At 42.0% G+C, this 21734-nt stretch carries 23 protein-coding genes and 1 riboswitch; of the genes, 6 read left to right on the forward strand and 17 right to left on the reverse strand.

Translation table 11 applies throughout. The features are described 5' to 3' along the window. Positions 1-23 precede the first annotated feature (23 nt). The 7 genes from H7F25_RS12450 to H7F25_RS12480 form a co-directional block, all read right to left on the reverse strand. Complete coding sequence (locus H7F25_RS12450) at positions 24-1334, reverse strand: ABC transporter permease (protein WP_024424896.1); 1311 nt, start codon at positions 1332-1334, stop codon at positions 24-26. Further along, positions 1324-2022: an ABC transporter ATP-binding protein gene (locus H7F25_RS12455; protein WP_044332340.1), complete on the reverse strand. Its 699-nt coding sequence runs from the start codon at positions 2020-2022 to the stop codon at positions 1324-1326. The genes H7F25_RS12450 and H7F25_RS12455 overlap by 11 nt, the downstream gene beginning before the upstream one ends. Before the next feature lie 21 nt (positions 2023-2043). After that, entirely contained in the window at positions 2044-3030 is a 987-nt protein-coding gene (locus H7F25_RS12460) for an ABC transporter permease subunit (protein WP_044332338.1), read from the reverse strand. Further along, the gene (locus H7F25_RS12465; protein WP_024424899.1) at positions 3024-3902 is read right to left on the reverse strand and encodes an ATP-binding cassette domain-containing protein; all 879 of its coding nucleotides are present in this window, start codon (positions 3900-3902) and stop codon (positions 3024-3026) included. The genes H7F25_RS12460 and H7F25_RS12465 overlap by 7 nt, the downstream gene beginning before the upstream one ends. Further along, the gene (locus H7F25_RS12470; RefSeq protein WP_024424900.1) at positions 3895-4287 is read right to left on the reverse strand and encodes a GntR family transcriptional regulator; all 393 of its coding nucleotides are present in this window, start codon (positions 4285-4287) and stop codon (positions 3895-3897) included. The genes H7F25_RS12465 and H7F25_RS12470 overlap by 8 nt, the downstream gene beginning before the upstream one ends. Positions 4288-4304: 17 nt before the next feature. Next, on the reverse strand, positions 4305-4484 hold the full coding sequence (locus tag H7F25_RS12475) for a hypothetical protein (protein WP_024424901.1): 180 nt from the start codon (positions 4482-4484) through the stop codon (positions 4305-4307). Positions 4485-4626: 142 nt separating this feature from the next. Next, a complete protein-coding gene (locus H7F25_RS12480; RefSeq protein ID WP_024424902.1) occupies positions 4627-4902 on the reverse strand; it encodes a YtzC family protein in 276 nt (91 codons plus the stop codon). A gap of 152 nt (positions 4903-5054) precedes the next feature. On the opposite strand from H7F25_RS12480, the gene H7F25_RS12485 reads away from it, so the two are divergent. Together H7F25_RS12485 and H7F25_RS12490 are read left to right on the forward strand one after the other, a co-directional pair. After that, complete coding sequence (locus H7F25_RS12485) at positions 5055-6020, forward strand: tRNA modification radical SAM protein MnmL/YtqA (RefSeq protein ID WP_017358356.1); 966 nt, start codon at positions 5055-5057, stop codon at positions 6018-6020. Next, positions 6017-6592 (forward strand): tRNA 5-(aminomethyl)-2-thiouridylate-methyltransferase MnmM, encoded by a 576-nt coding sequence (locus H7F25_RS12490; RefSeq protein ID WP_087977693.1) that lies wholly within the window; start codon positions 6017-6019, stop codon positions 6590-6592. The genes H7F25_RS12485 and H7F25_RS12490 overlap by 4 nt, the downstream gene beginning before the upstream one ends. Before the next feature lie 15 nt (positions 6593-6607). Here the strand turns inward: H7F25_RS12490 and H7F25_RS12495 are convergent, their stop codons facing one another. Both H7F25_RS12495 and H7F25_RS12500 read right to left on the reverse strand, forming a co-directional pair. Then, positions 6608-7687 (reverse strand): tetraprenyl-beta-curcumene synthase family protein, encoded by a 1080-nt coding sequence (locus H7F25_RS12495; protein WP_024424905.1) that lies wholly within the window; start codon positions 7685-7687, stop codon positions 6608-6610. A 30-nt stretch (positions 7688-7717) separates the two neighbouring features. Then, positions 7718-8497: an alpha/beta hydrolase gene (locus H7F25_RS12500; protein ID WP_024424906.1), complete on the reverse strand. Its 780-nt coding sequence runs from the start codon at positions 8495-8497 to the stop codon at positions 7718-7720. 45 nt (positions 8498-8542) lie between these two features. On the opposite strand from H7F25_RS12500, the gene H7F25_RS12505 reads away from it, so the two are divergent. After that, positions 8543-9058, forward strand: a complete 516-nt coding sequence (locus H7F25_RS12505; protein ID WP_024426216.1) for a gamma carbonic anhydrase — start codon at positions 8543-8545, stop codon at positions 9056-9058. Between the two features lie 142 nt (positions 9059-9200). Here H7F25_RS12505 and asnB read toward each other — a convergent pair whose 3' ends face one another. Together asnB and metK are read right to left on the reverse strand one after the other, a co-directional pair. Continuing rightward, entirely contained in the window at positions 9201-11099 is a 1899-nt protein-coding gene (asnB, locus tag H7F25_RS12510; RefSeq protein WP_024424908.1) for an asparagine synthase (glutamine-hydrolyzing), read from the reverse strand. 148 nt (positions 11100-11247) lie between these two features. After that, positions 11248-12450, reverse strand: a complete 1203-nt coding sequence (metK, locus tag H7F25_RS12515) for a methionine adenosyltransferase (RefSeq protein WP_024424909.1) — start codon at positions 12448-12450, stop codon at positions 11248-11250. A 195-nt stretch (positions 12451-12645) separates the two neighbouring features. Then, a riboswitch (SAM riboswitch) is annotated at positions 12646-12780 on the reverse strand. 226 nt (positions 12781-13006) lie between these two features. Between metK and pckA the strand changes: the two genes are divergently transcribed. Continuing rightward, positions 13007-14593 carry a phosphoenolpyruvate carboxykinase (ATP) gene (gene pckA / locus H7F25_RS12520; protein ID WP_024424910.1) on the forward strand — a complete coding sequence of 529 codons (1587 nt, stop codon included), beginning with the start codon at positions 13007-13009 and terminating at the stop codon, positions 14591-14593. Positions 14594-14634: 41 nt separating this feature from the next. Here the strand turns inward: pckA and H7F25_RS12525 are convergent, their stop codons facing one another. The 6 genes from H7F25_RS12525 to H7F25_RS12550 are packed head-to-tail and all read right to left on the reverse strand — an operon-like array spanning position 14635 to position 19771. Next, the gene (locus H7F25_RS12525) at positions 14635-14877 is read right to left on the reverse strand and encodes a DUF2584 domain-containing protein (RefSeq protein ID WP_025092385.1); all 243 of its coding nucleotides are present in this window, start codon (positions 14875-14877) and stop codon (positions 14635-14637) included. A 39-nt stretch (positions 14878-14916) separates the two neighbouring features. Continuing rightward, positions 14917-15711 (reverse strand): alpha/beta hydrolase family protein, encoded by a 795-nt coding sequence (locus H7F25_RS12530; protein ID WP_185853785.1) that lies wholly within the window; start codon positions 15709-15711, stop codon positions 14917-14919. Continuing rightward, a complete protein-coding gene (locus H7F25_RS12535) occupies positions 15708-17219 on the reverse strand; it encodes a phytoene desaturase family protein (protein WP_185853786.1) in 1512 nt (503 codons plus the stop codon). Before H7F25_RS12535 ends, H7F25_RS12530 begins: the two co-directional genes overlap by 4 nt. Further along, complete coding sequence (locus tag H7F25_RS12540; RefSeq protein WP_044332309.1) at positions 17216-18343, reverse strand: glycosyltransferase family 2 protein; 1128 nt, start codon at positions 18341-18343, stop codon at positions 17216-17218. The genes H7F25_RS12535 and H7F25_RS12540 overlap by 4 nt, the downstream gene beginning before the upstream one ends. Next, complete coding sequence (locus H7F25_RS12545) at positions 18328-19074, reverse strand: lysophospholipid acyltransferase family protein (RefSeq protein WP_044332307.1); 747 nt, start codon at positions 19072-19074, stop codon at positions 18328-18330. The genes H7F25_RS12540 and H7F25_RS12545 overlap by 16 nt, the downstream gene beginning before the upstream one ends. Then, positions 19043-19771 carry a carotenoid biosynthesis protein gene (locus tag H7F25_RS12550; protein WP_024424916.1) on the reverse strand — a complete coding sequence of 243 codons (729 nt, stop codon included), beginning with the start codon at positions 19769-19771 and terminating at the stop codon, positions 19043-19045. Before H7F25_RS12550 ends, H7F25_RS12545 begins: the two co-directional genes overlap by 32 nt. 174 nt (positions 19772-19945) lie before the next feature. On the opposite strand from H7F25_RS12550, the gene H7F25_RS12555 reads away from it, so the two are divergent. Then, positions 19946-20947 (forward strand): ABC transporter substrate-binding protein, encoded by a 1002-nt coding sequence (locus tag H7F25_RS12555; protein ID WP_024426224.1) that lies wholly within the window; start codon positions 19946-19948, stop codon positions 20945-20947. A 15-nt stretch (positions 20948-20962) separates the two neighbouring features. Further along, positions 20963-21733 (forward strand): ABC transporter ATP-binding protein, encoded by a 771-nt coding sequence (locus H7F25_RS12560; RefSeq protein ID WP_024426225.1) that lies wholly within the window; start codon positions 20963-20965, stop codon positions 21731-21733. Position 21734 lies beyond the last annotated feature (1 nt).

Consider the following 21734-nt stretch of genomic DNA (forward strand, 5'->3'; position numbering starts at 1 on the left):
TCGGGTTTACAGGAGGTTCTTTTTTAGATTTCTCTTCTTAAAGCTGCTAATACATTCGTTTTTGTTGCCTTACGTGCCGGGTTAAGCCCTGAAATGATCGCTACCCCTGCGCTGATCACTGTCGCTGTAATCACAAGGCTGAGTGGAATATAGGAAAAAGTAATCGAGAATTGATCGCTTGATCCTCCCTCAGACATGGACGACAAAATGGCTGGGATGATTAAATTAACGGCGAAACTAATCAAATATGAGATGATAATACCGATGATTGATCCGATGACTCCAATATAAGCACTTTCCATTAGGAACATCCGCTTGATAATGGATGGATTTGCGCCAATGGCTTTCATAATCCCAATCTCTTGTGTTCGCTCTGTTACCGCCATGGTCATCGTATTGAAAATTCCGATGGCAGAAATAATGACTGCAATACATCCGACAAAAATGAGTCCAATTTTGAAGACCGTAAAGAACATATCCATTCCTTCAAGCTGGTTCGTCACAGAGATGACTTGATAGCCCTCATCTGTCAGTTTATTCGTGAGCGTACCGACATTGTCGAATTTATCTGCATAAACAGAAGTCATTTTCTCGACATTTCCTGCTTCAGGAGACAGGTCGAGTATTTGACCAAATTCTTTTTCATAAGCATTCGGAATCAGAATTTTATGATCCTCCTGCCACTCCAAATTCGGCTTTTTCAAAACACCTACTACACGGAAATCAAATGTTTTTTCTTTAACGACTTCCCCTTCTTCATTTAGTTTTGGCACTTTGATTTGAATCACTTTATTTAAAATATCCTTCGTGTAGCCTTTTGGCTCCTTCGGTGTTTCTTCCCCATTTGACGTCTGGTTTAATTCTTTTTCATAGGCTTCGCGTTCTTTTTTTGTCCACAGTTGCTGCGCCATATGATATCCAACCACAATTTCGTTCGCTGATGTTGGGACTTTTCCTCGGTCTAGTTCAAGCCCTGCTTCTTTTTCTTCTTTCATATCAGTCAAAGCAGCCTGCGTTTCACTTGAACGGTTATCGAGCTCGACGTTAACCGATGGATTGATTGCCGTTCTTGAGACGACAGATTTCACATGATCATATTTCTTTAAATCATCAATCTTAACGTCTCCTTTTTCTTTTCCTAACACTTTAATTTCAGTGATGATTTGCTGTTTCATAATTTCATCTTGAGCTGATTTTTGCAAACCAAAACCGACAGACGCTAGAACGATTAAGAAAGAGCATGCCATTGTCGTCGCAAGAATGGTCATAAACACACGCAATCTATTTTTCTTCATATTTCTTCTAATGAATTTGACCTGATCTCTAAATTTCAATGGATTGTTCCCCTTTCTTTAATACACCGTCGTGAAGCTGGAACGTTGTGTCTGCGATTGAAGCGACTTCATCGTCATGTGTAATGATGACAAATGTAATTCCTTTTTCGCGATTGAGCTGCTGGATAAAGGCTAAAATTTCTCCTTCAGTTTCTGAATCCAGACTACCTGTTGGTTCATCCGCTAAAATAATAGATGGATTTAAAATCAAGGCTCTTGCAATACTCACACGCTGCTGCTGTCCGCCTGACAGCTCATTTGGGTAATGTCCTGCGTGATGTTCAAGTCCTACTCGTTTCAGCATTTCTTTTACTTTCACTTTTCGTTCAGACGGCTTCACCCCTTTTAAAGTGAGCGGAAGTTCAACATTCTCATACGTTGTTAAGCTCCCGATCAACTGAAAGCTTTGAAAGATAAAGCCAAAGTGATCTAAGCGAAAGTCTGCCCATTCTTTTTCATTAAAGCCGGTCACATCGGTGCCATCAATGACAATTTTTCCGCTCGTTGGCGTAATATAGCCTGATATTAAGTTCAATAAAGTCGATTTTCCCGAACCACTTCGTCCAACAATACAAGCAATATCGCCTCTTTTGATGGACAGGTCAATCCCTTTCAGCACAGGAATTTCATTTTCCCTGCCCTTTTTACCAATTTTAAATACATGATCTAATGCTTGAATCTGAATCATCTCTACTCCCCTGCTCTCTGTTTATCTTTTTCTATAGATTAAGAAATAACTCGTTAAGGCGCCTACGACTCCACCGATGAGCATGCCAACGATATAACCAAATATGGAATTATCTGAAGAAAAACCAAACCATCCAAACCCTAGAACACCGAAGACAATGACCATAATCTGAATAGGTCTATCCATACTTGAGTAAAGGAAGAAGCGGCCATTTCTTTCAATTGGATGTTTTATAAAGCTAAACAAACCAATCAGGTAAAATATGACCATCATGACAAGTGGAATGATGAATGCTTCACCATTAAACCAATGCTGATATTCTTGTTGAAAAATGTCATTTGTAATATAAGTAATTGGTGAAATAGGCGATATCAAATAATTGAGGCTCGTATCTATCCACCTCTCACTTGTTCTAAAGATAAAATCTAAATGAACGATCGGAAGTCCAATTAACAAAAATGGTAGAATGGACGTACTGAATCCAACGATTGTTTGGGATATAGCACTTCCTGTTAATGTACCTGCTGCAAAAAATAAACTGTAGATCATCAAAGCTGACAACAGTGCATAAAAATAACGACTGTTGAACTCAGGTGTTTCTATTGGATGAAGGCCTAATTTGAGTAAATAAATGATAAGATATGAGACAACATGAACGCCTGCGATGATGCCAGCACCTAAGAAAAACTTGGTATGAAAGATAGCACTTCTGCTAAATGGCAAGGATAATGTAAAGTCCATCTGCCCTTTATTTCTCTCAAATCCTAGCTGAACCACAGCAAAAAATATTCCCATTAACCATGATAGTGAGAGAAATGCATCCTTCTTAAACAGATAAGTGAATGTTGTTGAATCCAGTATACAGTCTGGATTTTTCAAACAATCTTGAAAGGTTGAGTAATCCATTAAGAGGGATAATGGCGTCGCAAAGACCGCAACAAGCATCACTAAAATGAATGTCAGCTCAGATTGCTTCCACTCCTTATATAATAATTGCCGCTTTACCATCTGCGTTTCCCTCCAAACTTCGCAATGAATACTTCTTCTAAATTCACAGGCAGTTCATGCCATACTTTTGGCTTCAGTGACTTCAAGTACTCTTTAGCTTCTTCGTCGGTTTTTAGAACAAGCGCTGTATAGAAAACGCCCGCTTGATCCAAAATCGCAACGCCATTTTTTCGAATACTTAAGTTCATATCTTCTTCAAAGGCCATTTGGATTTTGACATAGTCATTCTTTAATTCATCTAAATCCATGACACTTGTGAGTTCATTTCCTTCTAAAAATCCAATTCGATTACACATACGCTCAATGTCCTCTAAGCGGTGAGATGTAATTAAAATCGTTGTTTGTCGTTCTGCCACCTCGTCAATCATCAGCTGAAGAACGTCATTTCTTGTGACGGCATCAATACCATCAGTCGGCTCATCTAATAAAATGACCGCTGGTTTGATGGCAAAGCTTAAAATTAATGACAGCTGTTTCTTTAACCCTGTCGACAATTCACGATACTTCACTTTTTCCGGAATTTCATAGCGGTTCACAAGCTCATTGGCATAGGTCACGTCAAACTTTGGATATATATGCTTTAACAGCTGGACAAGTTGTCCGTAATTGTATCTGTCAAAGTAAGGATTCACGACTGGCATGAATACAATATTTTGCTTTACTAAAGGGTGGTCTTTCACCAGTACGTCTTTAAAATAAATCTCTCCTTCATCCGGAAGAAGAATTTGCTGAATCAATCTGAGAAGTGTTGTTTTCCCAGAGCCATTCCGGCCAAGCAGACCGAAGATCTCACCTTCGCCTATTTTGAAGGAAACGTCGCTGAGTACTTCGCGTCCATTTAATTTCTTCGATACATTTCTGACCTCAATCAACTTGTTTTCCTCCTTTTAGACTTGAGCCGATCTCTTCCAGCCATTCCTTGAGCTGATGAATATCAATACCAGCATGATGAGCTTCTATGATGAGTTGTCTTAACTGTTCTTTCATCTCGAGCACCTTCCCTTCATTCAGCTTTAACTGAGCACCTTCTGTTACATACGTACCGCGGCCCCGCAGAGTTTCAATAATCCCTTCCCGCTCCAGCTCTTTATACGCTTTGCTGACGGTGTTTGGGTTGGCAATAATAATGGTGGCGAGCTCTCTGACAGAGGGCAGTTTGTCACCTGGCTTCATCACGCCTTTTAAACATAAAATTTTGAGCTGCTCAATGATTTGTTCATATATTGGCGCAGCGCTTCTTGGATCTATTTGAATCATGATGACTCCCTCTTTCCTCATTCATGCTTTTGCAGTCCTATCGCTTGATCATGTCCTTGCATTAAAGGAACTGAATTGGGTATCAAATCTTTTTGAACTTCAAAACCAATGAAAACAAGAACGAAAAAAAATGTACATGCTAACGCAACAGCCAGCACCATCCACTTCAAATTGATTGGCTTTTTTTCTTTTTTCATGGTCGAACACCTTTCTCCACTTTTTAAGTGTCTGTAGTGTATTAGTTGATGTAGTACACTTAATACAATATAGACACCCAGTATAAAAGTCAATAGCTTATTAAAAAATAAAAAACAGACCCTTAAAAGAAGGATCTGTTCATCATTCATTATCGTAGGAAATCCCTAAAATCATTTGATTTTGCAAGCTCTGAATTTGAACACGCGCCCTGTCTAACCGTTCTCTTTGCTGGTCATTGGCGACATCTTTTAATTTTTCTAATTCGTTGACCGTATTCTCAAGCATGAGCTGTGCTTTTGAAAACTCTTCCTCATTATAATGTTCCTGACGTGAGCTCAAATCAAATTGTTCATTTGCAAACTCAAGGGTTTCCGTACTTTTTTGGATAAATTCATCGATCGACTGCCTTGTTGCCATCTTACATTCCCTCCATTTCATCATCGCTCCCGCCTATTTTGCCCATGTAAAGCTTTTTCACTAAAGAAAATGTTGGACAGATTCAATTGTCCTCCTTCGTAATTTTTGTTAAACTTTAAGGATGCCTATTATTATGCAAGGAGGTTACTGACTTGGATCAGCATAACCCTTTTTTATATTCAAACAGCGAAAAACGTTATCACACGTGGAACTACCATTTACGTGAACACTTTGGTCATAAAGTATTTAAAGTAGCCTTAGACGGCGGCTTTGACTGCCCAAACCGGGATGGTACCGTAGCCCACGGCGGCTGTACATTTTGCAGTGCCGCTGGATCTGGTGATTTTGCAGGAAACAGGGCTGATGATCTCATCACTCAATTTAACGAAATCAAAGACCGGATGCATACAAAATGGAAAGACGGAAAATACATGGCGTATTTTCAGGCGTATACAAACACACACGCGCCGCTTCCTGTCCTAAAAGAAAAATATGAAACCGTCATGAATCTGGATGGTGTCGTAGGTCTATCCATTGCAACAAGACCTGACTGTCTGCCGGATGACGTAGTGGAGTATTTAGCCGAATTAAACGAACGCACTTACCTATGGGTAGAGCTTGGTCTTCAAACGGTACACGAACGGACAGCTATGCTCATCAACCGTGCTCATGATTATGAATGCTACGTTGAAGGTGTAGAAAAACTGAGAAAACACGGAATTCGTGTCTGCTCACATATCATCAATGGATTGCCTCTTGAAAATCGGGACATGATGATGGAAACAGCAAAAGCTGTTGCGGATTTAGATGTGCAGGGAATTAAAATTCATTTGCTTCACCTTTTAAAAGGGACTCCAATGGTCAAGCAATATGAAAAAGGAAAGCTTGAGTTTTTAAGCCAGGAGGAATATGTTCAGCTTGTTTGTGATCAGCTGGAGATTCTGCCGCCAGAAATGATTATTCACCGTATTACAGGTGACGGCCCAATTGAATTAATGGTTGGTCCAATGTGGAGTGTAAACAAGTGGGAAGTACTCAATGCCATTAATGCTGAGCTCGAAAGACGTAACAGCTACCAAGGGAAACGTTTCGTCAGATTGGAAGAAGCAGCCAAATGATTTTGAAACGCATGCTTCCTTTTAGTAAAGAGCTGTTAGAACGCGCTTGTCAAAAAGGCGACATCGTTATAGATGCAACAATGGGCAACGGCCACGATACACTCTATTTAGCTGACCTTGTAGGAACTGATGGACAAGTGTTTGCATTCGACGTGCAAGAGGAAGCCTTGCAGCAGACAAGCAAAAGGCTTGGCGGTCAATATCCTTACGTTCACCTCATCCATGATGGACATGAAAAACTGGCGGATCATCTTCCGAAGGATGCTTATGGACAAATATCCGGTGCAGTGTTTAATCTTGGGTATCTGCCCGGAGGCGATAAAGCCGTCACCACTCAGGCTCATACAACCATTGAAGCCATCAAGCAGCTCCTCGAATGGCTCAAACCCGGAGGTCTGATCGTCCTTGTGATCTACCACGGACATCCCGAAGGAAAAAGAGAAAAAGAAGTGCTTCTCGACTATTGCAGATCACTGCCTCATGAAGAAGTACAAGTTTTATCATATCAATACATGAATATTCAAAACGACCCGCCGTTTGTGGTCGCCATTGAAAAAAAGCTCAAATCCTAATGGATTTGAGCTTTTTTATGATGATTTCATCCAAGGCATTTTCTGATAGGTCCGATAGGCTCTTCCGTTAATATAGAAAAAGAACGATGTTTTCCCGCTTGATTTGATCAGCCGCTTTGCCAGCTTGTTCATCTCTTTTTGGGCTGTCACTTTTTCATCAGACAAATAGACCGCCAGTAATCCTCTGTTAATCAATTTGTGAAAGTTTTCATGCGGAATACCTTTCAGCTGCTCATCCGCTTTTTCGATAAAATGCTGAAGTCTATCCATCATCTCATGATGAGAATCATAGTATGAGCAAAAGTTCAGATCTCCCCCAAGCCGGTCCTCTTCTTGGTCTATTAAATAATCGAGTAAAATGTGCAGACCTTGAATATAAGGGAAATAGCTTTCGTAAATTTGCTTCGCCTGCTTTTCTGTAAAATCAGGCTGCAGCGCATACGCCACAAGACAGAATATTCCTAACGTTGATCCCGCACAAGCTGAAAACTCATACCATTCCATCTTCGGCAAATCTTTTTCATATTGGCGGAACCATGACTCTAGCCGTGGTACACGCTCATGGGGAACGACGTGCTTATGTACTTGCAGGTCACTATAGTAATCACACAGCGTGTGTAAATATGGCTGAATGATCGGATAATGCCGAACGCGCGTAAGCACGTCTTGACATGTGCGGACAAGCGCATGTAAATATCCATGATCCTCTTGATCATCACGGAATTGATAGTATGGCTTGAGCTCAGCATGAATATCAAGCGCATCTCTCATCGCTTGATGCAGCATATGAAAATCCTTAGGATCAAGCGACGTGCTGCGGTCACATAGGTTATCTAAGTAGTCACTGATGGTTTGATACGCCACAATGAATTCAATGCACGTTTCTTTCTCTTCACCTGCTAGAAGAGATAAAATGCCTCCGCCTTCACAGTGAAACGTTTTACTCGATATGCTCGCTAGTGCCTGCGTTCTCAGTTCTTCATTTTCAATCATTTCGGCATGAGCCCGCCACTTTTTCAGCTCCTGATGAACAAGCGGAAAAATATCTTTATACACCTTTGTCATCAGTGCAAAAGGACGCTCTGGTACTGACAAATCACTCCACCCCCAACTTAAAGCTCACAATCAAATATATTGATCTGTAAAGGCTCTTGCCGCCTTAAACACATCTTCTCTTTCTGGTTCATTAAAAATTTCGTGATACAGCTCTTCCCATTCACGGTATGATTTATTGGTTGATTCTATGCCATTGAACCATTTAATCACCCTCGTTTTATCGACGATCTTATCATCTCCCGCCTGCATTAAAAGGAGCGGGATCGATTTAAAGACATTCGTCGGCTGCATCGCCGCATCGATATTTTTGATCAGCTCTCTATACCAGCGAACCGACACCTTTGTCACGTATAGAGAGTCATTTGAGTCTGCCTCAATGACCGCCTGATTTCGTGTCGCTAGTTCAATCGACAGACCTGACTCCACTTTAAAAGACGGTGCCAGCACATTTAGACCTTTTGACGCAAAATCCATCAGCTTCTTCGGTTTAAATTGCAGACCTAAACAAGGTGATGATAAAATAAGGCCATTCAACTTCGTATGGGTATACTGCTTCATCCACTCAATTGAAATGAGTCCACCCATACTGTGTCCAAGTAAAAAAGTAGGAAGTCTGAATGATTTCGCATGTTCGATCCATTCATCGACTGTATCAATGTATTCTTGAAACGAACGAATGTGGCCTCGCGCACGTGTCGATGTGCCTTGTCCAGGCAAGTCACCCATGACGACGTGATAGCCTGCATTCCGCCACATTTCAATCAGCCATTTATATCGGCCGTGATATTCACTCGCACCATGTACAATGACAATTGTACCAACTGGTCTTTCAGCATGCCAAGTCCACAAAGTAAACACCTCACAAATGTTGTATTAAGAAAGGAAGTCGAAAAAGTGATTTATCCATATCATCAGTTTACACCTGAGATTCATGAATCGGTCTTTGTCGCAGATAACGCCACCATTACCGGTGATGTCACAATTGGAGAATATTCGAGCGTGTGGTTTCAAACCGTCATCAGAGGCGATGTTGCACCTGTGAGAATTGGAAAGAACGTCAATATTCAAGATTTATCGTGCCTGCATCAAAGTCCTGGAAAAACACTTCTTATTGAAGATGGTGCTACCATTGGACACCAGGTCACATTACATAGCTCAATCATTCGAAAAAATGCCCTCATTGGCATGGGGTCTATCATTCTCGATGGTGCGGAGATTGGCGAAGGCGCCTTTATCGGTGCAGGAAGTCTTGTCCCTCAAGGAAAGGTCATCCCAAAAGGATCACTCGCTTTTGGCCGTCCAGCCAAAGTCGTTCGGCTGTTAACAGATGAAGATATCCAAGACATGGACCGAATCCGCAGAGAATATGTAGAAAAAGGACAATACTATCGTTCCCTTTTATCTCGTTAACATCATACGTGTATCTTCACTTTATCATGTTTTTTTCAGGATATTAAGCAATAACTATGAACCGCTAGTTATTTTACCCTTTTCCACCCCTTTCTATCATGACAAAAAAGGTTTTCAGCACAAAGCTGAAAACCTTTTTTCATTAACTGAAGATGACTTCTTTCGGTTGATGATTCAATTGCTCTGGATCAATACTGCGCTCGACATAAATGCTGTGCCAAATCATAAAGATCAGGACAGTCCAAATCTTACGGCTATGATCTGCTTTACCAGCACAATGTTCATTTAATAAATCAAGCACATACGCTTTATTAATATATTCGTCAGTTTGACTGTTTTTAATGATGTCTTTCGCCCAAGCGTTCATCTCATTTTTCAGCCAATGACGAATTGGAACAGGGAAGCCCAGCTTCTTGCGGTTTAACACATGGTCAGGCACAATGCCTTCTGCTGCTTTACGCAATAAATATTTCGTTGTGCCATCTTTTGTTTTCAGCTCTTCTGGAATTTTAGAAGCCGCTTCAAATACGACCTTATCAAGGAAAGGAACACGAAGCTCAAGAGAATTCGCCATTGTCATCTTATCTGCTTTTAGTAAGATGTCCCCGCGCATCCACGTATGAATATCAACATATTGCATTTTGTTAATATCACTGTAGCCTGCACTTTCCTCGAAGTATGTCTTCGTCACATCACGATACGTAATGTTCGGATCATACTGCTTTAAGAGGTTTTTCTTTACTGGCTCTTCAAAGATTTTCGCATTACCGATATAACGCTCCTCTAATGGTGTACAGCCGCGGACGATAAAGCTTTTTCCTTTCATTCCTTCTGGCATTAAGCGCGCCAGACGAAGAAGAAGCTTTTTCAGCATAGATGGTACAGATTCAAATGGTTTAAGAGAAAGCGGCTCACGGTAAATATTATATCCACCGAACAGCTCGTCTGCTCCCTCACCAGAAAGAACAACCGTCACTTGTTTCTTCGCTTCCTTTGCCACGAAGTACAATGGAATCGCCGCCGGATCAGCTAAAGGATCATCTAAATGCCAAACAATTTTCGGAAGCTCATTCATATATTCCTCAGGAGAAATCACGGCGCTGAAGTTTTGTAAGCCAAGCTTATCAGCCGTTTCCTTCGCTACATCAACTTCACTAAAGCCATCCTGCTGGAAGCCAACAGAAAACGTCTTCAGCTCAGGATGAAATTCCTTTGCGACAGATACGATGAAAGAAGAATCGATACCACCTGATAGGAATGAACCAACAGGTACATCACTTCTCATATGAATTTTCACAGAATCATAGATTGCATCGCGGACTTCTTCAATCAGTTTTTGTTCTTGTGTTTGCTCAGGCTTGAATTGAACTTTCCAGTAAGTCTTAAATTCAATCTCCTGTCCTGGGCGTAAAGTAAACTGATGGCCCGGCTCTACTTTGTGCACCTTTTGATCAAGTGTATTTGGCTCAGGTACGAACTGGAATGACATATATTGCTGTAAGGATGTCTCATCAAATAAAATGTTCTCGCTTACTGCCATCAAGCTTTTGCGTTCAGACGCAAAGTACACTTGCTCATCCATTTGTGTAAAATAAAGCGGTTTGATGCCAAAAGGATCTCTTGCGCCATATAATAATTGCGCTTCCTTATCCCAAATTAAAAATGCAAACATGCCGCGAAGCTTTGAAGCCGCTTCTTCTTTATAATGACGGTATGTGGCAAGAAGTACTTCCGTATCAGAATCTGTGCTGAACGTATAGCCTTTTTTCACAAGCTCTTCCTTCAGCTCCACATAGTTATAAATTTCTCCGTTGAAAATAATCCAATACTTTTCATCTTCATAAGAAAGCGGCTGCTTTCCGTGCTCAACATCTATAATACTTAAACGTCTAAATCCAAATCCTACATGCTCATCATGAAAGTAACCCTCATCATCCGGACCACGATGAACGATGAGACGGTTCATTTGTTTAATTAGCTCTTCCTGTTCAGTAGTTTCGGACAATGGACGGTGATTAAATACACCAACAAACCCACACATATTATTGCCTCCACGTTATGTTATTTCTTAAAAGTAGACCTATAATTAGACAGTATTTTGTCCGATTTTGTTTCACATTTTTTCGCTTTTTGCAGATTTTTTTTTAATCAAAAGGAAAACCGCTTAAAATAAGCGGTTTTTTATGTTGTTATTGTCCCAATGCTTCTTTGCGAAGTGTATCGGCTTTATCCGTTTTTTCCCACGGAAGATCTAAGTCGTGACGGCCGAAATGCCCGTATGCAGCTGTTTGTTTGTAGATCGGACGGCGCAGGTCAAGCATTTTAATAATGCCAGCTGGACGAAGATCAAAGTTTGCACGAACCACTTCAATTAATTTTTCTTCTGAAGCTTTTCCTGTTCCGAATGTATCAATTGAAATCGATACAGGCTGTGCAACCCCAATTGCATAAGCAAGCTGTACTTCACAAGAATCTGCAAGGCCGGCAGCTACGATGTTTTTCGCTACGTAACGTGCAGCGTATGCCGCAGAACGGTCAACCTTCGTTGCATCCTTACCTGAGAAAGCACCGCCGCCATGACGAGCGTATCCGCCATACGTATCAACGATGATTTTACGTCCAGTTAAACCAGCATCCCCTTGAGGTCCACCGATCACGAAACGGCCAGTTGGGTTAATAAAGTATTTTGTCTGTTCATCAATCAGTTCACTTGGAACGACAGGACTGATGACATGCTCTTTTAAGTCACTTTGAATTTGTTCAAGCGTCACTTCTGGTGCATGCTGCGTAGAAATAACCACTGTGTCAATACGAACTGGTTTGTTTTGCTCATCATATTCAACTGTAACTTGTGTTTTTCCGTCTGGACGAAGGTATGCAAGTGTTTCATTCTTGCGTACTTCTGTTAAACGGCGAGATAATTTATGCGCTAGTGAAATTGGCAGCGGCATGAGCTCTTCGGTTTCGTTATTGGCAAAACCAAACATCAATCCTTGGTCACCTGCACCAATCGCATCAATTTCTTCTTCAGTCATTGTTCCTTCACGTGCTTCAAGCGCTTTGTCTACACCTTGCGCAATATCAGCAGACTGTTCATCAATTGATGTAAGTACCGCACATGTTTCCGCATCAAAACCATATTTCGCACGTGTGTAGCCAATTTCCTTAATTGTGTCACGCACCGTCTTTGGAATATCGACATAAGTAGACGTTGTAATTTCACCGCTTACTAATACGAGACCGGTTGTAACAGAAGTTTCACAGGCAACACGTGCATTTGGATCTTTCTTTAAAATTTCATCCAAAATGCTGTCTGAAATTTGATCACAGATTTTATCCGGATGTCCTTCTGTCACTGATTCTGAAGTAAATAAACGACGATTTTGACTCATAATGGCTATTTCCTCCTGTACAAGACCACATCATCCCAAGATGAGGCCTCCAATATGATACGGAACTCGTTCCCTCTTATATTTGAAAACGTTTATATTAGAGATGTTATTGGCAATTTGTTCATATGATATCCCAAAAATAAAAAAACCATTTCCTTCATTGCGAGGAAAGGGTCTGAGATCGCATGCCTTTCACTCTTATCGCTCAAGGTGTTCTTGTACCTTGCATCAGGTTAGCACCTTGGTTTCTCAGCATTTTCATGCCTTTTTCATAAGAAACCGGTTGCTGGGCTTCATCGGGCCTGTCCCTCCACCAACTCGGGATAAGAGTATCCGTTCAATAAGATATCTTATCTTAAACCCTTGCGTCATGTCAATGCTTCATAAGAATTATCTCCCTCTTTTTTCTCCTCACCATTAGCATCACCAAAAAGCATATTTTCATAGCAGAAATGAAAAAACACACACAAAAATTTTTAAATAGTATAGACTATTATTATTAATGTGTTATACTAATCGAAACAAACAAATTCAACGGTAAAGGAAGGGTTTTTTTATGAACTCAGTGGATTTAAAAGAAGATTTGCAGTCATTGCTCTCATTAGAAAATACGCACCAAAATTTATCTGTTCCGAAACTTGTTGAAAAGATTTTGGCACGTAATGAAGGCGTTTTAACATCAACTGGAGCTGTCCGCGCTACAACTGGAGCCTATACAGGACGTTCGCCTAAAGATAAATTTATCGTCAAAGAAGAAAGCTCTGAACATAAAATCGATTGGGGTCAAGTAAACCAGCCGATCTCCAAAGAAGCATTTGACCGTTTATATACAAAGGTTGTGTCATACTTAAAAGAACGTGATGAACTATTCGTCTTTGAAGGGTTTGCAGGCGCTGATGAAAGATATCGTATGCCGATTACAGTTGTAAACGAATTCGCATGGCACAATCTTTTTGCCAAGCAGCTATTTATCAGACCTGACGGGTCAACACCTTCTTCAAACGAAAAACCTTTCACCATCTTATCTGCACCGCACTTTAAAGCAGATCCTGCAACAGATGGCACAAACTCTGAAACGTTTATCATCGTTTCTTTTGAAAAACGCACGATACTTATCGGTGGAACAGAATATGCAGGAGAAATGAAAAAGTCCATTTTCTCTGTGATGAACTACCTGCTTCCTGAGCAAGACATTTTATCCATGCACTGCTCAGCAAACGTAGGTCAAGAAGGCGATGTGGCCCTATTCTTCGGACTTTCAGGTACGGGGAAAACGACGCTTTCTGCAAGCGCAAGCCGCAAGCTGATCGGAGACGATGAACACGGCTGGTCTGGCACAGGGGTCTTCAATATCGAGGGCGGATGCTATGCGAAATGTGTGAACTTAAGTGAAGAAAAAGAACCGCAGATCTACAAAGCGATCAGCTTCGGATCAGTTCTTGAGAACGTTGTGCTTGATGAAGAAACACGTGAAGCGGATTATGATGATACCTTCTTTACTGAAAATACACGCGCTGCTTACCCAATCGAAATGATTGATAACATCGTGAAACCAAGTATCGCAGGACATCCATCTGCTATTGTCTTCTTAACAGCTGATGCGTTTGGCGTCTTACCTCCAATCAGCCGTTTAACAAAAGAGCAGGCAATGTACCATTTCTTGAGCGGGTACACAAGTAAATTAGCTGGAACTGAGCGAGGTGTCACATCACCAGAAACGACATTCTCTACTTGCTTCGGTTCACCATTCCTTCCGCTTCCAGCTCACGTCTATGCTGAAATGCTTGGCAAAAAGATTGATGAGCACGGTGCAAAAGTATTCCTTGTGAATACAGGCTGGACTGGCGGTGGCTATGGTACAGGCAAACGAATGAATCTCGCTCATACAAGAGCAATGGTGCAGGCAGCAATCGAAGGTGACCTTGACAATGCCGAGATGATCACTGATGACATCTTTGGATTACACATCCCGCTTCATATTCCTGGTGTACCAGATGAAGTGCTTCAACCTGCTAAGACATGGGATGACCAAGAGGCTTATCAAGAAAAAGCACACTTCCTAGCCAATGAATTTAAAAAGAACTTCCAAAAATTCAGCCACGCGGCAAGTGACATTGAAGCCAAAGGCGGACCACTCGTATAACCAAATGAAAAAAGCTGAGGAGATTCAATCCCTCAGCTTTTTTAGTTGGTTGAATGCAATGACACAAGACGGTACGTCACCTTCGTGACATTGTCTGTCAGCTCCAGCTTTTCAACATGTGCTGTCCCAGTTTTTTCTCCGTCTTTCGTTTTGCGCACCTCAAGTGGAATATTTAATGGATAAATGCGGTATCCATCCTTCATGAGTTCAAATACATTTTCTTCAATTCTTGTCTCTTTTCCCTTTGTGACAATCATTGTATTAAATTCAACAGGCATTCCCATAATGAAAATCCCCCTACTTTCTATATTTCGTTATACTGCTTATTTTACCACATTTCCGCTTTTTCGGCTGTGCATCCATGTGGTCAGCCTTCTCACAATTTCTCGATTATGCTGCGGCGGGAAATAGTGGTTGTATCCGTGGAAATACCATGTCTCCACGGACTTTCCGTGCTGGCGCAGCGCATCTTCTAACAAATACGCATGCTCAATCGATACATTTTGATCTTCTTCTCCGTGGATGATAAGGACAGGTGCTTCAATTTTGTCCACATCATTTAAAGGGGTTCTGTTCTCATATGCCTCTGGCACCTTATGCGGCGGTCCGCCAATCACACGCTTCATCATCCGTCTCATATCCACACGCTCTTCATAAGTCAGTTTCATGTCACTGACGCCTCCCCATGTGACAAAGGAAGCCGCATCCTGTTTCATTTCAACAGCGGTCCAAATGCCCATAATACCGCCTCGCGAAAAACCAAAGATATGAATGCGGTCCTTCTTCACTTTTTTGTGCTGTTTTAACAGCTGAAAGGCAGCGAACGCATCTTTTCGATCTTCTCCGGCAAAATCTTCGTTCCCTTCGCCTCCTTGGTTTCCTCGGTAAAAGGGAGCAAAGACGACAAAGCCCTGCGCGGCAAATTGCACAATCCGGCCTGGTCTGACCATCCCCACATTTTTAATGCCGCCTCGTAAATACAAAAAGCCGTCGTAGAAACCTTCTCCGGCCGGTTCAGCGAGCAGCCCTTTCATCCGAAGTCCATCTGCCTCATAGGTCACTGTATATAAGTGAATATGCGGATGGGGCGACGGAAACCTTCTTTTTTCCACAATCACTCGATTTCTCTCCTTTTCATCTTTGAATACGTCCATTGCTTCAGCATCGCTTCTGCGACAAGCTGGCCTGATTTTGTCACCATCGGCGTGCCGCCGCCTGGATGACTTGTTCCTCCAACAAACCAAAGTCCTTCAATATCTTTTGACTGATTATTGATGCGAAAGAACGCCTGTTTGAACGAGTTTGAAGACATGCCATAAATGGCTCCGCGATATGCCCCCGTTTTCTGCTGCAGATCGAGCGGGGTTTGAACCGCTTCATATTCAATAAGCTCATCCAAATCAAAAAGACCTTTTTCCATTAATTTGTTTTTTACATGCTGACGATATGTCTCCTTTAGCATGTCCCAATCTTGCTCATTTGTCACATAAGGTGCATTGGCCAGTACAAACAGATTGCTTCTTCCCGGTCCTCCGCTTAAAGCTGGTTCTGAATGACCTGAATAGCATATGTAAAGCGTCGGATCTTGAGGCAGTTGTTTTTTCTGAAAAATATCCTTGAATTCTTGCTCATAATCCTCAGGGAAAAACACATTGTGATGAGCCAGCTGTTCATAGACTTTAGGTACTCCTAATAAGAGAACAAAGCCCGACAACGACGGTTCAATGCCAGACAATTTTTGATTTAAAAAACGAGGACGGTCTTTTTCATCTATGAGATGACGGTATACAGTCAGCGCATCTGCTCCTGCAATGACTTGATCTGCCTCATACATCTGCTGATCCGTCTCCACTCCTTTGATCCGCCGATCCTTCACATGAATCTTGTTCACTTGTTCATTGAGATAAATCTGAACGCCTAATTCTTTTGCCAGCGTCTCAAATGCCTCAACTAAACGATATGTACCGCCCTGTATTCCATAAATCCCTTTCTCTCCTTCTAAATATGCCATCATATTAAAAATAGCCGGCGCCTCGTAGGGAGAAGAGCCAATATAAGTGGCATACCGTCCAAACATCGCCAATGTATGGGGATGACGGAAATATTGACGCAGCAGGCGCTGAACCGATGTGAATGGTTTGACAGCAAGAAGTGCTTTCATCAGCTTTACATCCGCCTTATCCTTCCAGCTCAATAACAAACGATTTAAAAACTGCTCCTCTGCCTTTTGAAAAAGCGTCTTTGATTCCTGTAAAAATGCGCGATATTGCTTCGCATCTTCAGGACTGAATGCAGCAATTTGTGATTCCATTTGCTCAATATTCGGCGTAAACTCGACCGTATGTCCATCTGGAAAAATATTTTTGGTCAGCGGAGAAATCGGATAAAAGGTCACATAATCCTCCATCCGTCTATGACAGGATGTAAACACTTCTTCAAAATAGGCCTTCATTGTAATGGTGCTCGGTCCTAAATCAAAAGAGTAGCCTGCCTCGTGATGGCGTTGCAATTTCCCCCCTAAAGCCGCTTCTTTTTCTAAAATGGTGACCTGAACCCCGCGTGACTGTAGACGGATCGCGGCTGATAATCCGCCAAGTCCGCCGCCGATGATGATCACTTTTTTCATTCGTACCTTCTCCCTTTCCATTCATACCCTTCTTTTTTGAGACCGATTTTCATAGAAGCAAAGCCAATGGCGATCAGGCTTAAAATACTGACCGGCAATAAAAAAGCCATCGCAGATGTCCGCCCATTTTCAGTATCAATTGCTGCTTTAATCGATACACCCAGCCCATAGCAAAGAATGGCTAAGCATATGCTCAAAACATCCAGCTGAAACAATGCGATCATGAAACAAATGACAGGAACCAAATAAAGGAGGGTGTATAAACAAAAGACACTGCTTAACAAAGCAATGCTTCGATTCACGCCCGGGAACAAATTTTTGCGGTAACCTTCCCAAACCTCTTGTCCACTTTCATACATTCTCATATACACAAATGGATGAATGCTTGCAAGTGTGAACGGAAAGCCTTTTTCCTTCACCCTTCTAGCCAAGGCCATATCATCAACGAGTGAATCCTTGATCGCTTCATGCCCGCCGATGTCGTGATAACAATTCTTTTCAATGGCAATAAAACCACCATGTGCTGCGGCAAAAGCGGGGTTCTTAGATTTTCTTACCCATTTCACTGGCAGATGACAGCCAATGGTAAACATCATCATAGGAACGACAAGATGCTCAAAAAATGTACCTGTTTTTTGTTCTGGAAAACCTGACAGCATGCCCGTTTTTTGCATACATAACTGCTTGTATACTGATTCAACTGCCCCTTTTTTTAACCGGACATCCGCATCTAAAAATAGCAGCCAGTCAGAATCTGCTGCCTCTGCGAGCTGAGAACAGGCATATGATTTACCAAGCCAGCCCCGCTTTAATGGCTGACCTGACTGGACTCGAATCCACGGATATGTTTCTGCGAAGCGCTCTACCAGCGCTCTTGTCTGATCTGTCGAATGGTCATCAAGGACGATAAGCTCTTTCGGGTAAAGACGTTGATCAACGATCGACTGAAGACAAGCTTCTATTCGGTTTTCCTCATTTCTCGCTGGAATCAGAATTGATAATGAAATAGGTTCACCCGGCGAAAAGGGTACTGGCTTTAAAACAGGAAGCTGCTTCATATTCCATATGGTGAAAATAAACTGACAGAGCAAGAGTACACTGATTACGATTAAGAAGACCGCCATGTTTTCACCCACTTTTTAAAGGAATCAAACGCATCACTTGTTGACTGACTTGTCCTCGTCATCTGTCTAAATTCTTGATTAGTTGTAAAATCAGGATCTGCGATGACCTGTGCTTGATGTGCATTTAGCTGCGTTTCAAGCAACTCTCTAAGCTGATGCGTCACGTCCTTGCTTCGAAGTTCTCCGCCAGATAATAAGGTATCTTCACCAAACACAGCAGATACTGTCGGCTTTTGAAATTGATTAAATGTATAATGCAATGTCACAGGCTTCACCACAACTTGCTCAAATTGTCTCACTAAAAATGAAGCCCCGCCCTCCAATTCAAGCGGCCGCATATCCTGATGCATGATTTTCCCCTGCGGGAAAAGCCATACAGCCCCGCCAGCCTGCATATTCTCTTTTGCCGTCATTAATGCTTGCTTCACACTTTTCAGATTCTTTTTCTGAACCGGAAAGGCACCAAGCTTTCGGAAAAAGGCATATTGCTTCAGCTGTTTCTCCTCCATCATCATATAATGATCGAGTTCGGACGCTTTTTCTGTTAAAAGAAAGATGATCAGTCCATCCCACCATGAGCTATGATTGGCGATATAAAGAACAGGCAGCTTCTCGTTTGGATCCACAGTGCCTTTCATCATCACACAGCGGAAATGTTTATGAAGTAAATACCGCTCAAGATAAAGAGAAAATATACGTCTAAACGATCGGCTTTTGTCGCTTTCTTTCAAATTGAACCCTTCCTTCACACAAAATAACAATGATCAGTGCTAAATAAAAAATGACATCAAGCCCGCCCTTTAATGCCAGCACACCAAAAAAGAACACCATTGCCTGATAAATACGGCTCGTCCAGCTCAGAGCCTTTTGATCAATCTGAACAAGCGGGAAGAGAAAGGAAAGTCCTGCTCCAATCATACCCCAGCTCACAAAATTCTCAAAAGGAATACCATAAAAACCACCGCCGTCATACCACACCCAAAATTTCCGTTCAGCCGCTACTGGGTCTAATATGAGGTCAAGCAAGACAATCCATATCCCCGTTTCGACAGCTCGTTTCCATTTCGACTGCTGATTGGCTAAAAAAAGGCTGTTTAAAAACACACCAACCCATGCAAAAGCAATGGTTAAAGGCACCCCTGCCACTAGAAAACCTAACGTCGGATAATAGTCATAGGCCCCGAAAGGAAAACCGGTTGTGATCCCTATCCATTCAACCGTAAATGTCAGCACCCCGACAATAGCTGCCCTTTTGATCACAAACCCCCATGAACCATAAATATTTCGCCCAATTTCTATCACACAGCAGGCATACAGCACAAGGAAAATGCCATTTGCAAACTGAAGCCATGCTGGCACTTCAAAAGAGACCATTAATATGAGTCCTACTAAATACCATCCAAGAAATACCCAACTCACTCTATACACGAAACCGCCCCTTTATTTCTGCCAAATTCAAGAAAGTATTCATGCTTCTAGTATAGAAAAAAAGACACGTTCTATAAATAAACAATGCGCTTCTTATTTTCATCTAGGCACTCACCAAAAATCCCTTTTGACATACTTTAATTAGTGATCTAGAACAAAGGAGGCGAATTACTCTTGAATCGTTCCATCAAAGTCAGACTGGCATTCATCGTCGTTGTCCTGCTCTTTATTCCATTTGTCGCCTGTAAAAAAGAACAAGAGCAGACCGTACAAGTAGCCGAGGTGACCCATTCGGTTTTTTATGCTCCGCTATATGTTGCCTTATCTGAGGATTTCTTCAAAGAAGAAGGGCTAGAGGTTGAATTAAAAACGACTTGGGGCGGCGATAAAACGATGACAGCTCTCTTATCCGGCGGTGCAGATATCGCCCTGACCGGATCTGAATCCTCTATCTATGTAGAGGCTCAAGACACAAAAGACTCTGTCATCAACTTTGCACAGCTGACACAAACAGACGGTACATTTCTTGTTTCAAGGGAGAAAGTGAGCGAATTCTCTTGGGATCAATTAAAAGGAAAAGACTTTCTTGGACAGCGGAAAGGCGGCATGCCGCAAATGGTCGGTGAATATGTCCTGAAAAAGGAAGGCATTGATGTAAAAAAGGATCTCCGCATGATTCAAAATATTGATTTTGCCAACATTTCAGGTGCTTTCTCCTCTGGAACTGGCGATTTTGTGCAGTTATTCGAACCGACAGCATCCTTAATTGAAAAAGAAGGCAAAGGGTACATTACCGCCTCCTTTGGAGAGGCTTCCGGAAAGGTGCCGTATACCACCTTCATGGCAAAGAAGAGTTACTTAGAGGAAAACAAAGAAACAGCTGAAGCCTTCACTCGCGCCATTTATAAAGCGCAGAAATGGGTAGAAGCCAAGCAGCCGGAGGAGATTGCCAAAACCATTCAATCTCATTTTCCTGACACAGAACTTGATGTTTTATCAACTGCCATTAAACGCTACAAACAGCAGGACTCCTATGCAACAGATCCCCTTCTGAATGAAGAGGAATGGAACAAATTGCAGGAAATCATGAAGGAGAGCGATGAATTGCCGAAATTTATCCCGTACAAACAACTTGTCAATTCATCCATTGCAAAGAAGGTCACAGAACACAAATAGAATAGGAGGTAGCACATGTCTTTCCTTCAAATTGACCATGTGACCCACACGTACTTCTCTTTAAAAGAAAAAACAACGGCCATACAGCACATCAATATGGAGATAGACCAAGGAGAATTTATCTCATTTATTGGTCCCAGCGGCTGCGGAAAAACCACCCTGCTGTCTATCATTGCAGGAATAACGCCGCCCTCTGAAGGCCGAATTTTAATCGAAGGAAAAGAACCGAATCAAAAAGAGCATCAAATCGGCTACATGCTCCAGCAAGATTATTTGTTTCCTTGGAAAACCATCAAGGAAAATATCATTCTCGGGTTAAAAATTACCAAGCAAGATTCACATGAAGCCACCTCCGCCGCTCTTGGCTTACTGCCTAAGCTTGGCCTTCATGATGTAGAGGAAAAATACCCGAAGGAGCTGTCAGGCGGTATGAGGCAGCGTGCGGCTCTCGCCCGAACGCTTGCAGTGAATCCCGGTCTGCTTTTACTAGATGAACCCTTTTCAGCTCTAGACTATCAAACCAAACTCACTTTAGAGGATCTCGTCTTTCATACACTCAAAAACTATCAAAAAACAGCGGTCCTTGTGACACATGACATTGGCGAAGCCATTGCGATGAGTGACCGCATTTTCTTATTCTCTAAGCATCCTGGCTCAATCAAGAGGATTTTTACCGTTCCAGATGAACTGAGGACTCTTTCTCCTTTCGATGCCAGACAGACCCAGAGTTTCCAAGAGCTCTTTCAAACGATTTGGAAGGAGCTGAAAACAGTTGAAACACAGTGAT

The organism is Bacillus sp. PAMC28571 (assembly GCF_014250435.1).
GTDB lineage: Bacteria > Bacillota > Bacilli > Bacillales > Bacillaceae > Bacillus > Bacillus safensis.